This is a genomic window from Herbaspirillum sp. RTI4 (assembly GCF_034313965.1).
Lineage (GTDB): Bacteria > Pseudomonadota > Gammaproteobacteria > Burkholderiales > Burkholderiaceae_D > Herbaspirillum.
Genome location: NZ_JAVIWQ010000002.1, coordinates 1,191,417 through 1,204,397 on the forward strand (window position 1 = coordinate 1,191,417; position 12,981 = coordinate 1,204,397).

Below are 12,981 nucleotides of genomic sequence, written 5' to 3' on the forward strand. Positions count from 1 at the left end.
CCTGAGCCTGCGTCGCTCGCTACGCTTACGCAGCGGTTCCGGTAGGTTCTACACACAATTTGAAAGGAGTGTTCCATGAGTCAACTGGAAAAACCGGTTCAGCCGGTCGTGTCTGCGAAGGCGGGGTATCAATCCGGCTTCGCCAATGAGTTTGCCACCGAGGCGTTGCCGGGGGCTTTGCCGGTCGGGCGCAATTCGCCGCAGCATGCGCCTTACGGTTTGTATGCCGAGCAGTTGTCCGGTGCGGCTTTCACTGCGCCGCGTGCCAGCAACCGCCGCTCCTGGCTGTACCGGATTCGGCCTGCCGCCATGCATTCCCCGTTTGTGCAGATCGATAAGGGCTTGCTGCGCAGCAGTTTCGACGAAGTCGCCACGCCGCCGAACCAGTTGCGCTGGGACCCTTTACCGATGCCGGTTGCGCCTACCGATTTCATCGACGGTCTCATCACCGTGGCCGGCAATGGTTCGCCGGAAGCGCAAAGCGGCTGCGCTATCCATCTGTACGCGGCGAATCAGTCCATGCAAGACCGGTTTTTCTACAACGCCGATGGTGAATTGCTGATTGTGCCGCAGCAGGGGCGCTTGGAAATTCGCACTGAACTCGGCCTGCTGGAACTGGAACCGCAGGAAATCGCCGTGATTCCGCGCGGTGTGCGTTTTCAGGTGCGTTTGCCCGATGGCGCAGCGAGTGGGTATGTCTGTGAAAATTACGGTTCCCTGTTTCGCTTACCCGACCTGGGGGTGATCGGTTCCAACGGTCTGGCCAATCCACGCGATTTCCTCACGCCGCAGGCCTGGTATGAAGACCGTGAAGGGACGTTTGCACTGGTCGCTAAATTCAGCGGCAATTTGTGGCAAGCGGAGATGAGCCATTCGCCGCTCGACGTAGTAGCCTGGCATGGCAATTTCGCCCCCTACAAATACGATCTGCGCAATTTCAATACGATAGGTTCTATCAGCTACGACCATCCCGATCCGTCGATTTTTCTGGTCTTGCAGGCGCAGAGCGATACCGCCGGCGTCGATACGATCGACTTCGTGATTTTCCCGCCGCGCTGGCTGGTGGCGGAAAACACGTTCCGTCCGCCCTGGTTTCATCGCAATATCGCCAGCGAATACATGGGCCTGATCGATGGCGTCTACGATGCCAAGGCCGAGGGCTTTCTGCCCGGCGGCGGTAGCTTGCACAATTGCATGAGTCCGCATGGCCCCGACGTCGCCACGTTTGAAAAAGCCAGCCGCATCGATACCAGCCGTCCGGCCAAAGTCGAGGCGACGATGGCCTTCATGATAGAGACGCGGCAGATTATCCGCCCGACGCGCTTTGCGTTGGAAACACCGGCCTTGCAGCGCGATTACTATCGTTGCTGGCAAGACTTCAGGAAACATTTTTCACCGGAGCAAGCATGACGATGGCACTCAACGAAACCCACGCCCCTGAGCTGCGCAGCTGGGTCGAATCCGCTAACCAGCCCGGTAGCGATTTCCCGATACAGAACCTGCCGTTCGGCGTATTCCGGCGGCGCAGCGAGGGCGCGCAGTCGGCCTGGCACGTCGGCGTTGCCATCGGTGACGCTATTCTGGATTTGCATACGGTGATTGATGCAGGTGCCTTCTCCGCAGAACCGGCGCTGGCGCAACAGGCGCTCAAGGCGGCCGGCGGCGAAAGTCTGAACGCGTTGATGGCACTCAATGTTGCGGCATGGTCGGCTTTGCGCTTGTCGCTGTCGCGCTCGCTGCGCGTCGGTTCGCCTGTGCAGTCCACCTTGCAGGCGGCGCTGGTCGCGCAAAAGGACGTGGAATTTGCCTTGCCGGCGCAGATTGGCGATTACACGGATTTTTACACCTCGGTGCATCACGCCACGGCAATCGGCAAGTTGTTCCGTCCCGACCAGCCCTTGCTGCCGAATTACAAATGGGTGCCGATCGGCTATCACGGTCGCTCTTCCTCGATTGCGGTCGGGCCGCAGCAATTCCGCCGTCCCTTGGGACAGACCAAGCCGCCGGAGGCAGATGCCCCGGTGTTCGGCCCCAGCAAGCGCATGGATTACGAAATGGAAGTCGGCATCTTTATCGGCAGCGGCAATGCGCCGGGCGACGCCATCGCACTCGATCAGGCAGAAGCCAATGTGTTCGGTCTGTGCCTGCTCAATGACTGGTCGGCGCGCGATATTCAGGCCTGGGAATATCAACCGCTAGGCCCTTTTTTGGCGAAGAATTTTGCCAGTACCATCTCCCCCTGGGTGGTGACGCTGGAAGCGCTGGCCCCTTACCGTCTGGCATGGAGCCGCGACGCCGCCGATCCGCAGCCTTTGCCCTATCTCGATTCGGCCGCCATGCGCGAGTCGGGCGCGTTTGACATCGAACTGGAAGTCGCTCTGCAAACCTCGGCGATGCGGCAAGCAGCGCAGCCGCCGCAGCGTTTGTCGCTGTCGAATTTCCGCTATTCGTACTGGAGCGTGTCGCAACTGGTGACGCATCACACGGTCGGCGGTTGTAATTTGCGGCCGGGCGATTTGCTGGGTTCCGGCACGCAATCCGGTCCTGCACCGAGCGAAGCCGGTTCGTTGCTCGAATTATCCGCAGGTGGAAAACAGCCGATCCAGCTGACCAATGGCGAATCCCGGACTTTCCTCGAAGATGGCGATACCGTGGTCATGCGTGCCTGGGCGCAGCGTCCCGGCCTTGCGCGTATCGGCTTCGGTGAACTCAGCGGAACCTTGCTGCCGGCACGGACGGCGTAGACCTGGTCGCTAGAAAAGAAAGGCTTGTCATGTCACTGTCGCTCTATAGCTATTTCCGCAGTTCTGCCGCGTATCGGGTACGGATTGCGCTGAATCTGAAAGCTTTGCCGCATAGCATCCTGCCGGTGCATTTGGTCCGTAACGGCGGCGAACAACTGAGTGCGGCGTTTGTCAGCATCAACCCGCAAGCGCTGCTGCCGGTGCTGGAAGATGGCGATCTCCACATTAGTCAGTCGCTGGCGATTCTGGAATATCTGGAAGAGACCGCGCCGACACCGCCCTTACTGCCGAAAGCGGCGGCCGACCGCGCCCGGGTGCGTCAGTTGGCGCTGGCGATTTGTTGCGAAATCCATCCGCTCAATAATCTGCGCGTGTTGCGATTTCTCACCGGAGAGCTGGGGCTGGATGCGGCTGCCAAGGACCGGTGGATACGTCACTGGCTGGAACAGGGACTGGCGGCGCTCGAAGTCGAGATCGCCAGCGGTCCTGCGGGAGTTTTTTGTTTTGGCGATACGCCGACGCTGGCCGATTGCTGTCTGATTCCGCAACTGTTCAACGCCCGTCGCTCACAACTCGATCTGACGCCTTACCCGCGTCTGATCGCGATAGAGAATGCCTGTAATAACTTGCCGGCTTTTCACGCGGCACATCCGGCGCAGCAGATCGACGCCGAGTAGTCTTGCTTGTCTTTTGTTTGTCTTTTGTTTGTCTTTTGTTTGTCTTTTGTTTGTCTTTTGCTTTTCTGTTGCCCGGCAGTCGAACCGTCGGGCAGCAGAGGTATTGTCAACGCAACTACCTGCGCAACTACCTGCGCAACTACCAGCGCAACAAGCGTGGCCCCAGCAGCGCGCCGAGCAATGTCGGCATTCCTATTCCCAGCACGTACCACACGCCCCAGAACGGCACACCCATTTCAGGGCAATGCAGGCAATACACTACGGTGGCGGCTGCGCCGGCGAGTAGTCCGCCGATGGCGCCGGCCAGACGCAAGCGCGTCGGTGCCAGCCCGCGCATGGCCCAGAACACCGCGATGAAAGAGGGTATCGACAGCAAGGCTATATTGAATGGGCAAGTGCGCCAGCTCACCCCCATGAGCAGTGCTACGCGCTGATCTTCAGGTGTCAGCCAGAGCGAGATGAGCGCGGCAATCCATACGACAAACAGTGGCGCGGAGAGGGCGACCCAGGCATTCCCCGGACGTATTCCGGGACGCGACAGCCGCGCACTCGCCAGCAATGCCGCACCTGCCAGCACCAAAGGAAATGCCAGCTTGGCCCAGAACAAGGGCGTGACAAGCATGACGCGGATATCGGGCCGTACGCCAAAAAAGAGCAGCATCAATACGATGGAGCCGAGGCTGCCTAGCACCAGCGCCCGGCTGAAACGCCGGGGTGCGACATGCCGTTCGACCGGCGCTACGCCAGCCGATAGCAGGGAAATAAAATCGGTAGTTTTCATGATGATGGTGATGACGACGATACAAGGCGAATTTTCAATGCCAGTGCCTTTAGTCCCCGATGTATCCCAATTTTGACAGCCGACTCGGAAAGGCCGGTCAGTTGTGCTGTTTCGACCACCGACATGCCTTGCAATTTGACGTGCAGGATAGGCAGGCGCTGCCGATCCGGTAATTGCGTCAGCAATTTATCGATATCGCGTTTGGCATCGGCCGGTTCCTCGTCGGAATCGGCGAGTACTTCCAGATAATCGTCCAAAGGTTCGCTGCGCCCGTCGTGCCGCGACCGCGCCCGCAGAAAATCCATCAGCTTGTAGCGGGCAATCGCATACACCCATGCCGTCAAGGGCTGGTCTGATCGATACGTATGGCGACCGTTATGCACGGCTAGTAATGTTTCTTGCACGATGTCCTCAAGTTCGTCCTGCCAGCGGAACAGGCGTTTTTTCAGGAAAGCCCGTAAGCGAATACTGAGTTCCTGCAAGAACAGGTGATAGGAAGCGGCATCGCCCTCCATACCGGCCAGCAGCAGAATTTTCAGTCGCTCTTCAACGGGATGCGCTGTTGCTGTTCTTGTCGCTGTTCTTGTTTCTATTATTCGCGTCATCGGAGGTTCTGGTTACAGTGAACATGAAATAAATAGGGTGGCGTATGCCAGGCTGCGGCGAACGCTTGCGGAATAGTACCTGATGCCTTGGCAGGCTTGCTCCGACCGGTTGGCATAAAAATATTTTGCACCCGCTGTAACCGGCGATGGTGTGCCGGCGAATTACTTTGCAGATCGCTTGTTCAATGTAACGCGTCTTGCAGCAGGCCGAATCGGCGATCAACCCTATGTAGCTCGATCAATCACCTTTTGAATGGAATCCACATCATGAACGCATATAAATTCGCTACCGCTGCCTTTACTCTTGCTGCGTTGACCTCCGGCGTTGCCATGGCACAAGAAAAAGCCATGCCAGCTAAACCAGCTATGGAAAAATGTTATGGCGTTTCCATGTCCGGCAAAAACGATTGCAAGGCAGGCGAAGGCACTACCTGTGCCGGCACGTCGAAAATGGATTATCAGACTAATGCCTGGAAAAACGTACCCGCCGGTACTTGCACCACGATCAAGACGCCGCACGGCATGGGTTCGCTGAAGTCGGTTTGATTTTTACCTTCGCCTGCACATCATGAGCATCCAGCCCGGCGCCGGTCTCGGCCTGAAATCCCCGCACTACGAAGAGGCGCTGGAGTGCGTTGCCGATGGCCTGTGGTTCGAGGTCCATGCGGAAAATTACATGATGGCAGGCGGCCCCCGGCTGGCCTGGCTGGAGGCCATCCGCAGTCGGCATCCCTTGTCGCTGCACGGCGTCTCGCTGTCTCTGGCGGCCGATGCGCCACCGGATGTTACGCATCTGAAAAAATTGGCCGAACTGATTCAACGCACTGAACCGATGCTGGTTTCCGAGCATCTCGCCTGGTCGGCATGGGGCGATCATTACTATCCCGATTTGCTGCCCGTACCGCGCACCCAAGCCGCGCTTGTCCGCATTGCCGATAACATCGCCCGCACTCAGGATGCCCTCGGCCGTCGCATTGCCATCGAAAATCCCACCCACTATCTCCGCATGGAAACCCATGCCTGGAGCGAAACCGATTTCCTGTCCGAACTGACGCGTCGCACCGGCTGCGGCCTGTTGCTCGATGTGAATAATGTGTTTATCAGCGCGCACAATTTGCAGTTCGACGCCGCCGCTTATCTGGATTGCCTGCCGGGTGAGGCCATCATGGAAATCCATCTGGCCGGGCATAGCCGCGATGCCGATCCGCAGCTCGATTTACTGATTGATTCGCACGATGCCGCCGTGGCAGCGCCTGTGTGGGCGCTTTACCGCCGCCTGATTGAACGCATAGGCCCACGGCCGACGCTGATCGAGCGCGACGATCACCTGCCGTCCTTTGCCGAGTTATTGCAGGAGCAGAATCAGGCGCAGCATATTCTTGTGCAACACGCTGCGTCGCAGGTGGCGGCATGAGCGGCGCATTGAACGACACTCTGAGCCACACACTGAACGACGCACTGAGCAATTTTCAGGATCAATTCATCCGCGCCTTGTATGGCGAAACGGACGTCTGTCCCGAAGTCGCGGCGCTGATTTCTCAGCCCGGATTCAAGGTCTACCAAAATACTGTGATCAAGGCTTGCGTCGATGCGCTGGCGGCCAATTACCCGACGATAGTGCAATTGGTCGGCATAGAGTGGTTTCACGGCGCGGCGCTGATCCATGTCCGCGCTGCGCCGCCGACCAATGTCAGCATGATGGAGTACGGTCAGCATTTTCCGCATTTTCTGGCGGAGTTTCCGCCCGCCGCTGAGTTGCCCTATCTGGCCGAGGTGGCGCGTTTGGATAGGCTCTGGATAGAAGCGCACAGCGCTGCCGATCAGATGTCGCTCGACGCTACAGCGTTCGCTGGTTTGTCGCCCGAAGCGATCGGTCGCCTGATATTGCCACCGCATCCCAGCGCGCGCTGGTCGTGGTGCGCGACGCAACCGGCCTACAGCATTTGGCAAGCCAACCGCGAACAGCGCGAAGTTGCTACCGATCTGGCGTGGGTGGGCGAGGGCGCTTTACTGACGCGTCGCGATGGCGGCGTGTGCTGGGAGTCGGTTAGCGCCGGAGCCTGCGCCTTTCTCGATGCCTGTCTCGCCGGACTCACTCTGGAAGAGGCCGCCAACCGTGCTGTGCAAGCCGATCCAGCGCAAGACATTGCATCCCTGTTGTCCCAGCTCATTACCGCTGGCGCTTTCGGCAAGGCCGACAGCGTCGCCACTCACCACGGAGATTGACATGCCCAATCCACAACCAGCAGCAAGCAACGCCTCCAACTCCACTTTACTCACGCGCTGGAATGCGATTGCCGATTATTTGTCTGCCGGCATTCCACACTCCTTGCTGGCGCTGACTGCACGACTATCGATTGCGGGGGTGTTTTTCTTGTCCGGCCGAACCAAAGTCAGCGGTTATCTGACGATCACCGACAGCACTTACGATTTGTTTAAAAACGAATACAAAATCCCGCTGCTTCCTTCCGACCTCGCCGCGCATCTGGCCGCGTATGCCGAACATGCTTTCCCCTTGCTGCTGGTGCTGGGTTTGTTCACGCGTTTTTCAGCGTTGGCTTTGCTGGGCATGACGGCGGTAATTGAGATTTTTGTTTATCCCGACGCTTGGTCGACGCATTTGTCCTGGGCTGGGTTGCTGCTGTATCTGGTGGGACGGGGCGCAGGCGTTTTCTCGCTCGACCATCGAATCGGTATCAAATAAAACGCCCTCAATCGAGGGCGAATTCAGAGCGGGAATCATGCTGAGTCCCCCTGCTTAGAAATGGGGCAGGGGACTCTTTTACACTTTCTTGACGAACTCGGTCTTTAAACCCATCGCGCCGAAACCGTCGATTTTGCAATCGATGTCATGGTCTCCCTCGACCAGACGGATGTTCTTGACCTTGGTCCCCATCTTGACCACGCCGCCCGAGCCCTTGAGCTTGAGGTCTTTGATGACGGTGACGGTATCGCCGTCGGCCAGGATAGTGCCCGTGGCATCGCGCCAGACTTTTTGTGTTTCTTCGGCCGCGCCGGCAGCCGAAGTAGTGGACCACTCATGCGCGCATTCCGGGCAGATGTACAGGCCGCCATCTTCGTAGGTAAAGGCGGAATTGCATTGTGGACAGGCGGGCAGGTTGCTCATGGATACTTTCGGAGAAGGACGTTCAAAGACGGCAGTATACTAACCCCACCCCGAACCCCACCCCGAACCCCACCCTCCGGCGACCGGGAATACGGCGGCTTCCACTGTTACTCAAAGATTCAAAGGAATCGTGGGTTCGCTGGTCTTCATGGGTATAATTGCGGCTTCGCTCGGGCGCACAGACCTGACCGCCTCCCGCTATGGGGCATAGCGGTCTTTTCTGCAGAATGAACCGATTTTTTGCCGCAGGCGCGGGATTGACCGGACTCAGGCGCGCCCATCACGTAGTTGCGTCCATCACGCATTCGCAATCGACACGCATTCAGGAGAAATAATGGCATCGGTCAATAAAGTCATCATCGTCGGCAATCTGGGCCGCGATCCGGAAACACGTTACATGCCTAACGGCGAAGCCGTGACCAACATCGCCGTCGCGACGACCGAAAGCTGGAAAGACAAAAATAGCGGCGAAAAAAAGGAATTGACCGAATGGCATCGGATCACCTTCTATCGCAAGCTGGCTGAAATTGCCGGGCAGTATCTGAAAAAAGGTTCGCAAATCTACGTCGAAGGCCGTCTGCAAACACGCAAATGGCAAGATAAAGAAGGCGTGGATCGCTACACCACTGAAATCATTGCCGATTCCATGCAAATGCTCGGTAGCCGTCAAGGCATGGGTGGCGGCGGGCAGATGGATGACGACAGCAGCTACGGCGGCGGCGCTCCGGCGCAGCAGGCACCGCGTCAGAATGTGGGTAATGCAGCCGCAGGTGGCAGTGGTGGCGGCGGTTCCCGCGCTCCGGCTTCGCGGCCGGCGCCGAATTTTTCGGATATGGATGACGATATCCCGTTCTGATCGCCCCATAGACCCAACGCAGCAGCTCGAAAAACCCGGTAAATCTTCGATTTCCGGGTTTTTTATTGCTCAGGGAAAACGATCTTTTCAACGCATCCCATAAAAAGTCTGGAACATTGATGAGTGTGATATCCGGTTTCCCCCGCTTGGCTGCCTGCCTGCTTCTGGCGCTGTGTTGTCCGCTGGTACTCGCGCAAAGCGATGAAATTGAAGAAAGCTTCAAGCCGCACACCCCAGCCGAAATTGCCGAATTCAGAGCGATTCTGGCAGAGCCGGTGCCGCAAAATGCCTTGAATTCCAGTTTGCAGGAGCACTTCAGGAAGAAAGAACTGGCGGCGGAAAAGCTGGGTGAGCCCGATGCCATCGTGGCGATGTTCCGACAATGGGCGGCGGTCTTTCCCAACGGTATCAGCTGGAACAATTTTGCCAATGAACTGATGCGTGTCGGCGCTTACGATGAGGCGTTTAGCATTCGCAGGATCTCCATCGAGAAAGAAAATTTACCGAATCAGCGCGAAATGTACCGGACCAACTACGCGCGCGATCTTTACTCACTCGGGCGCTATGAAGAAGCGCAGCAGATGCTCGATCTGATCTTTCAGAACATCGAGACCCTGAAAAAAGGGCCGGCTACTTTTTCGAACAAAGGCGGCAATCAGAGTCAGCGCAACACCATGTATCTGTGGCGCTTGCGGGCAGGTGCTGATGCTCTGGCATCGAGCATGCAGCTCAGGCTGGGCAAACTGGACGAAGCCGTAACGTATGCCGCGCAAGCGGTCAATGATGCAAGGGAAGATGTCCGGCTGGCCCAAACGCTAGGGAATGGGCAGAACGAGTTGCTGCGGGCATCGACGACGCTGGGCAATAGTCTGGCGCAAAAAAATGCGGCGTTGCAGGCGGCAGGCAAGTACGGCGAAGCAGAGGAAACGCTGAAAGAATATTTGCGACTGTCCAGAGACTTACCTTTGCGGCCGCGCTTGTTGAGTTCCATCTACTCGGCCGCGGGTGGCCTGCGTCACGATCAGCGCGAGTTTGTGCAAGCCGAAAACTATTATCGCAAGGCGGACAAAGTATTGGAGTCGCTGGCGTATGCGCCGACGACGCAAGCCCGCACTAATCTTGTCCGCGCTCTCGTGGCCTCGCTGGAAGGCCAGCATCGATGGGATGCCGCAGTGGCAGAACTGGACCGGCTCGATGGCGCAGTCAAGCACGATGCTGTCGCCAAACGGCGCACACAGTATCCGCTTGAGCGCGGCTATGCCTACTTTGAAAGTGGCAAACGCTTGCCGCAAGCGGTGGAATTATTTCAGTCACTGCTGCAAGACATGCAGAGCCGGTATCCCGCCAATCACTTTTTTGTGGCACAGGCCAGCGGCTTGCAAGGCGTTGCGCTGTGGCGAACCGGCACTGCCGGCAGCAAGGCCTGCGCCATCCCCCTGCTTCAGAGCGCGGTGCGCAGCTACATGCTGCCCGACAATTTTGATATGGAAACGGTGGGCGTCAGAAAAGATATCCGCGAACTGATTTTTGCCGCCTATCTCGATGCCCTGTTCACTACCCCCGGTGCCAATCCTATGGACGCCATGGGCCCTGCCGACTGGGTGCGCGGAGGCATGGTGCAAGAAGCGCTGGCCGATGCTGCCGTCCGTTCTGCTGCCACTGATCCGGCGCTGGCCAGTCTGGTGCGCCAGGATCAGGATGGACGTAATGAAATAGAGGCCTTGCGCAAATACCTGGCAGGCGATGCCGGCAGTGCCCAGTCGCCCCTGCCGGAAGTCGCTCTCAAGATGCGCGCCCGGATTGCCGAACTGGATATCGCGCGGAAAAAACTGCAAACCGAAATCAAGTCCAGATTTCCCGGTTACGACCGGCTGGTACGGCCAACGCCGCCGGGACTGACCGAACTGGCCAAAGAACTGGTGGCCGATGAGGCGCTGATCATGCTGTTGCCTACCGAGGATGCGGTGTATGTCTGGGCGCTCAGCAGCGCAGGAAAAAGCGCTTATGCGCGGGTGGATCTGAGCAAGGTGCAATTGGCGCGACTGGTGAAAAATGCGCGCAACACGCTGGATTTCAATGAGATGGATGGCATGCTGCTTCCCTTCAACGCCGCCGCTTCCAGCGAGTTGTACCAGCGGCTTCTGGTGCCGGTCAAAGGCGTGATTGAGGGTAAAAAACATCTGGTCGTGGCCGCTGGCGGTGCGCTGGGGCAAATGCCTTTTGGCGTTCTTCTTACGCAACCGGTCAGACTCGTCACGATGGATGCCCCCTGGCTTATCCGGCAGGCAGCGATTACGCATATCCCCAGCCTGAGTGCGTGGATGGCGGTCAAACAATTTTCCAAAGCGCATTCCGCATCAGAACCGCTGGCAGCCTGGGGCGATCCGCAATTCGGCTCAGTCAAACAACTGGCCTCGGCCGGTAACGGCACCCGCCATATCGGACTGACGCGCAGTGTCGCACTGGGGGATGTGGGGGATGGAGCGAAGGACGATGCGCAAGGCGCGCTCGATTACGCCAGCATCCCGGCCTTGCCGGAGACGCGCGATGAATTGCTGTCGATTGCCACCGTCCTGAAAGCAGACCACCAGCGCGACCTGCATCTGGGCGCGCAGGCGACCAAGGCCAGCGTCTTGAAAAGCAATCAGGAAGGGGAGCTGATCAAGAAACGCGTGATCGCTTTCGCCACGCATGGCCTGATGGCGGGCGACTTGCCTAATCTCACCCAGCCTGCGCTGGCGCTGGCAAGCACCGGCAATGAAGCCCGCGAACCCTTGGGCGCACTGCTGACGCTCGATGAAGTGCTGGGACTCAAGCTCAATGCCGACTGGGTGATTTTATCGGCCTGCAATACGGCGGCATCGGATGGCAAAGCAGAAGAGGCCCTGAGTGGGCTGGCGCGCGGATTTTTCTACGCCGGCAGCCGCAGTCTGTTAGTGACGCACTGGGCGGTAGAAAGCGAAAGCGCTAAACAACTGACGACCGCCACGCTGGCGCATTACGTGGAAAATCCCAGCGAACGCAAGGCGGAAAGTTTGCGTCAAGCCATGCTCAGGGTGATGGCTGAACCGAAATACGCGCACCCGGCTTTTTGGGCGCCTTACGCGCTGGTGGGTGACGGCGGGCGTTAATTGCGCTGATGCATCGGCTAACAAATCAGCTAACAAATCGGCTAACCAATTGACTGACACATCGATTGAAAAATCGACTGAAAAATAGACTGAAAAATAGACTGAAAAATAGACTGATATCGGGCGCGGCCAACGCCATTTCAGCTTGTGCCAGCCGCCAGCGCATGAGTGGCGCGCACAGATGCCGTTCGGTGATCTTGCGCGCCGTTCCTAAGGACGTTTTGCCGACGTTTATTTATGATCAGGTTCCACCAGTTTTCTCAGCATCCCACCCTCCTGCGCACTGCCGCTGGAAGTGCCGTCGCCATCGATACGGCGCTGGCAGGCCTCTTGATCTCTCATCGGTAGTGATTGGCAGCGGCTTAAGGCATTTTGACGATAATCTGGCGCGCGGTCATTGAGGCGGCCTCTTTTGGCTTCGTCCCTCGCTGCACCTGCCTCTTTGAGGCAAGTTGCGCGGTCCTGGTTTGAGTGGCCGGAATTGCAGACCTTCAGGTCGTTTTGATAGCGTGCATTCTCATCTTGCGCCGGATTGGCGGCGATTGAGGAATAGGAGGCACTGGCGGCCAACAATACCAGTGCGAGTTGGCACAGGGACTTGCGTTGGAATGGCGCTGCGGCAAAAATAAATCCTGGTTGTTTTGCTTGTTGTTTGTTACGCATAAAGACCTCCGGTGTGGAATGGAAAAACAAAGATAGAAAGTGCCGTGATGTCTGTGATATCTGTGGGGCAGGCCCGTTGTGCGGTCGATACGTCAGGGACGTTTCACACTCTCGCAAAAGAGGTACGTAAAAAGCAGCACTTGGAAAACGGAACCTGGAACCTGATTCACGCCCTCGTCAGTTCCTTGGGCTGGCCCCGCAGATTTCCGGGTTGTGGCGTCCGGTCATTCTTCAGTATGACAGTTTCTCAGGATAGTTTTTCCTTGAGCGTATCGCTCCGGATCATGGCCCCTATTCCAGAGAAAATATGATCGGTCGGTTCCCGTCTCCATGGGGATAAATTTATATTGCGGCGGGCGGAAAATAGATGTCACCGGAATGCAATATTTCAGTGTGA

The 12,981-nt window shown here is 57.7% G+C and carries 13 protein-coding genes; 9 read left to right on the plus strand and 4 right to left on the minus strand.

The window, feature by feature from the left end:
- Nucleotides 1–75 precede the first annotated feature (75 nt).
- From hmgA to maiA, 3 genes are read left to right on the plus strand one after another with little or no spacing between them, the layout of a single operon-like run.
- Nucleotides 76–1,410: a homogentisate 1,2-dioxygenase gene (gene hmgA, locus RGU70_RS05625; RefSeq protein WP_322208410.1), complete on the plus strand. Its 1,335-nt coding sequence runs from the start codon at nucleotides 76–78 to the stop codon at nucleotides 1,408–1,410.
- Complete coding sequence (fahA, locus tag RGU70_RS05630) at nucleotides 1,407–2,744, plus strand: fumarylacetoacetase (protein WP_322208411.1); 1,338 nt, start codon at nucleotides 1,407–1,409, stop codon at nucleotides 2,742–2,744. Before hmgA ends, fahA begins: the two co-directional genes overlap by 4 nt.
- Before the next feature lie 29 nt (nucleotides 2,745–2,773).
- The gene (maiA, locus tag RGU70_RS05635) at nucleotides 2,774–3,421 is read left to right on the plus strand and encodes a maleylacetoacetate isomerase (RefSeq protein ID WP_322208412.1); all 648 of its coding nucleotides are present in this window, start codon (nucleotides 2,774–2,776) and stop codon (nucleotides 3,419–3,421) included.
- A 139-nt stretch (nucleotides 3,422–3,560) separates the two neighbouring features.
- Here maiA and RGU70_RS05640 read toward each other — a convergent pair whose 3' ends face one another.
- Nucleotides 3,561–4,202, minus strand: a complete 642-nt coding sequence (locus RGU70_RS05640; protein WP_322208413.1) for a DUF1109 domain-containing protein — start codon at nucleotides 4,200–4,202, stop codon at nucleotides 3,561–3,563.
- On the minus strand, nucleotides 4,199–4,807 hold the full coding sequence (locus tag RGU70_RS05645; RefSeq protein WP_322208414.1) for a sigma-70 family RNA polymerase sigma factor: 609 nt from the start codon (nucleotides 4,805–4,807) through the stop codon (nucleotides 4,199–4,201). The genes RGU70_RS05640 and RGU70_RS05645 overlap by 4 nt, the downstream gene beginning before the upstream one ends.
- A 267-nt stretch (nucleotides 4,808–5,074) precedes the next feature.
- Here RGU70_RS05645 and RGU70_RS05650 point away from each other — a divergent pair, with 267 nt between their 5' ends.
- Genes RGU70_RS05650 through RGU70_RS05665 form a run of 4 tightly spaced genes read left to right on the plus strand, consistent with a single transcriptional unit; the run spans nucleotide 5,075 to nucleotide 7,511 of the window.
- A complete protein-coding gene (locus RGU70_RS05650; RefSeq protein WP_322208415.1) occupies nucleotides 5,075–5,353 on the plus strand; it encodes a DUF2282 domain-containing protein in 279 nt (92 codons plus the stop codon).
- Nucleotides 5,354–5,375: 22 nt separating this feature from the next.
- On the plus strand, nucleotides 5,376–6,221 hold the full coding sequence (locus RGU70_RS05655; protein ID WP_322208416.1) for a DUF692 domain-containing protein: 846 nt from the start codon (nucleotides 5,376–5,378) through the stop codon (nucleotides 6,219–6,221).
- Complete coding sequence (locus RGU70_RS05660) at nucleotides 6,218–7,033, plus strand: putative DNA-binding domain-containing protein (RefSeq protein ID WP_322208417.1); 816 nt, start codon at nucleotides 6,218–6,220, stop codon at nucleotides 7,031–7,033. Before RGU70_RS05655 ends, RGU70_RS05660 begins: the two co-directional genes overlap by 4 nt.
- Nucleotide 7,034: 1 nt before the next feature.
- The gene (locus RGU70_RS05665) at nucleotides 7,035–7,511 is read left to right on the plus strand and encodes a DoxX family protein (protein WP_322208418.1); all 477 of its coding nucleotides are present in this window, start codon (nucleotides 7,035–7,037) and stop codon (nucleotides 7,509–7,511) included.
- Between the two features lie 78 nt (nucleotides 7,512–7,589).
- Here the strand turns inward: RGU70_RS05665 and RGU70_RS05670 are convergent, their stop codons facing one another.
- Nucleotides 7,590–7,934, minus strand: a complete 345-nt coding sequence (locus RGU70_RS05670; protein WP_322208419.1) for a zinc ribbon domain-containing protein YjdM — start codon at nucleotides 7,932–7,934, stop codon at nucleotides 7,590–7,592.
- A 334-nt stretch (nucleotides 7,935–8,268) separates the two neighbouring features.
- Between RGU70_RS05670 and ssb the strand changes: the two genes are divergently transcribed.
- On the plus strand, nucleotides 8,269–8,790 hold the full coding sequence (gene ssb, locus RGU70_RS05675) for a single-stranded DNA-binding protein (protein ID WP_322208420.1): 522 nt from the start codon (nucleotides 8,269–8,271) through the stop codon (nucleotides 8,788–8,790).
- A gap of 119 nt (nucleotides 8,791–8,909) precedes the next feature.
- Entirely contained in the window at nucleotides 8,910–11,921 is a 3,012-nt protein-coding gene (locus RGU70_RS05680; RefSeq protein ID WP_322208421.1) for a CHAT domain-containing protein, read from the plus strand.
- Between the two features lie 231 nt (nucleotides 11,922–12,152).
- On the opposite strand, the gene RGU70_RS05685 is transcribed toward RGU70_RS05680, so the two are convergent.
- On the minus strand, nucleotides 12,153–12,584 hold the full coding sequence (locus RGU70_RS05685; RefSeq protein ID WP_322208422.1) for a hypothetical protein: 432 nt from the start codon (nucleotides 12,582–12,584) through the stop codon (nucleotides 12,153–12,155).
- Between the last annotated feature and the right edge of the window lie 397 nt (nucleotides 12,585–12,981).

What these genes read in the sequence shown, in the direction of transcription:
- hmgA (WP_322208410.1), top strand. Translation starts at nt 76, where the DNA reads ATGAGTCAACTGGAAAAACCGGTTCAGCCGGTCGTGTCTGCGAAGGCG.
- fahA (WP_322208411.1), top strand. Translation starts at nt 1,407, where the DNA reads ATGACGATGGCACTCAACGAAACCCACGCCCCTGAGCTGCGCAGCTGG.
- maiA (WP_322208412.1), top strand. Translation starts at nt 2,774, where the DNA reads ATGTCACTGTCGCTCTATAGCTATTTCCGCAGTTCTGCCGCGTATCGG.
- RGU70_RS05640 (WP_322208413.1), bottom strand. Translation starts at nt 4,202, where the DNA reads ATGAAAACTACCGATTTTATTTCCCTGCTATCGGCTGGCGTAGCGCCG.
- RGU70_RS05645 (WP_322208414.1), bottom strand. Translation starts at nt 4,807, where the DNA reads ATGACGCGAATAATAGAAACAAGAACAGCGACAAGAACAGCAACAGCG.
- RGU70_RS05650 (WP_322208415.1), top strand. Translation starts at nt 5,075, where the DNA reads ATGAACGCATATAAATTCGCTACCGCTGCCTTTACTCTTGCTGCGTTG.
- RGU70_RS05655 (WP_322208416.1), top strand. Translation starts at nt 5,376, where the DNA reads ATGAGCATCCAGCCCGGCGCCGGTCTCGGCCTGAAATCCCCGCACTAC.
- RGU70_RS05660 (WP_322208417.1), top strand. Translation starts at nt 6,218, where the DNA reads ATGAGCGGCGCATTGAACGACACTCTGAGCCACACACTGAACGACGCA.
- RGU70_RS05665 (WP_322208418.1), top strand. Translation starts at nt 7,035, where the DNA reads ATGCCCAATCCACAACCAGCAGCAAGCAACGCCTCCAACTCCACTTTA.
- RGU70_RS05670 (WP_322208419.1), bottom strand. Translation starts at nt 7,934, where the DNA reads ATGAGCAACCTGCCCGCCTGTCCACAATGCAATTCCGCCTTTACCTAC.
- ssb (WP_322208420.1), top strand. Translation starts at nt 8,269, where the DNA reads ATGGCATCGGTCAATAAAGTCATCATCGTCGGCAATCTGGGCCGCGAT.
- RGU70_RS05680 (WP_322208421.1), top strand. Translation starts at nt 8,910, where the DNA reads ATGAGTGTGATATCCGGTTTCCCCCGCTTGGCTGCCTGCCTGCTTCTG.
- RGU70_RS05685 (WP_322208422.1), bottom strand. Translation starts at nt 12,584, where the DNA reads ATGCGTAACAAACAACAAGCAAAACAACCAGGATTTATTTTTGCCGCA.